The following is a 694-nucleotide window of genomic DNA, read 5'->3' on the forward strand; positions in this document are numbered from 1 at the left end:
GTTCCGGATGAGTCGCGGACCTTCGGGATGGACGCGTTCTTCCCGACCGCGAAGATCTACAACCCCAAGGGCCAGAACTACCTCTCCGTGGACCGCGACCTCGTCCTGGCCTACAAGGAATCCCCCCTGGGCCAGCTCATCCACCCCGGCATCAACGAAGCCGGCGCCGTCGCGGCCTTCACCGCCGCCGGCACCGCCTACGCCACCCACGGCGAGCCCCTGGTCCCGATCTACGTCTTCTACTCCATGTTCGGCTTCCAGCGCACCGGCGACGCCTTCTGGGCCGCCGCGGACCAGATGACCCGCGGCTTCATCATCGGCGCCACCGCGGGACGGACCACCCTCACCGGCGAAGGACTCCAGCACGCCGACGGCCACTCCCCCCTGCTCGCCTCCACCAACCCCGCCGTCCTCAGCTACGACCCGGCCTACGGCTACGAAATCGGCCACATCATCCGCCACGGCCTCGAACGCATGTACGGGCCAGCCTCCGAAGGAGACAACGGAGACCGGAACCTGATGTACTACCTCACCGTGTACAACGAGCCCATCACCCAGCCGGCGGAACCGGAAAACCTGGACCTGGAAGGCGTGCTCAAGGGCATCCACCGGATCTCGGTCTCGGAACAGGCCGGACCCAAGGCCCAGCTCCTGGCCTCCGGCGTGTCCGTGCCCTGGGCCCTGGACGCCCAGG

The 694-nt window shown here is 67.9% G+C and carries 1 pseudogene; it reads left to right on the forward strand.

The window, feature by feature from the left end:
- A pseudogene (locus J1902_RS19095) lies at positions 1-694 on the forward strand (pyruvate dehydrogenase (acetyl-transferring), homodimeric type); the annotation flags it as partial.

The organism is Arthrobacter cavernae, from assembly GCF_017368795.1.
Classification (GTDB): domain Bacteria; phylum Actinomycetota; class Actinomycetes; order Actinomycetales; family Micrococcaceae; genus Arthrobacter; species Arthrobacter cavernae.